The 450-nt window shown below is 73.8% G+C and carries 1 protein-coding gene; it reads right to left on the bottom strand.

Going from position 1 to position 450, the window contains the following annotated elements; all coding sequences use genetic code 11:
• A partial coding sequence (locus tag IF89_RS48920; RefSeq protein WP_043194978.1) for an RHS repeat domain-containing protein occupies nucleotides 1-450 on the bottom strand: 450 nt, incomplete at both ends.

Below are 450 nucleotides of genomic sequence, written 5' to 3'. Positions count from 1 at the left end.
GCCGTCCTTGGTCTCCACGACCGCTTCCGCGATCTGGCCGTCGCTGTTGTAGGTGTAGGCGGTGGTGTTGCCGAGCTGGTCGGTCTGGGAGGCAAGACGGCCCGCGGCGTCGTAGGTGCTGCGCATGCCGGTGCGGGTGTCGGTGCCGTCCCCGCCCTGGGTGAGGGTTTTGGAGGTCTGGTGTCCGGCGAGGTCGTGGGTGAGGGCGGCGGTGAACTCCTGCCCGGGGTAGGTGTCCGGCGCGGCCGGGGTGAGGACCGTGCTCTGCGGGATGCCGCCCGTGCCGTAGGAGGGCACAGCGGTGACCTCCCCGCTGGTCTGCCTCACGGGCCGGCCGAGGGCGTCGGCCTGCGCGGTGGAGCCGGCGGCGGGGGTGCCGTCGGCGAAGAGCACCTTCGCCGAGGTGGTCCGGGCCGTGCTGTCGGCGTCCTGCACCGACACCGCCCGCGC

The organism is Streptomyces sp. NRRL F-2664, assembly GCF_000719345.1.
Taxonomy (GTDB): domain Bacteria; phylum Actinomycetota; class Actinomycetes; order Streptomycetales; family Streptomycetaceae; genus Streptomyces.
The sequence above is the reverse complement of the archived record's forward strand: the minus strand, read 5'-3'. Positions and strand labels throughout refer to the sequence as shown.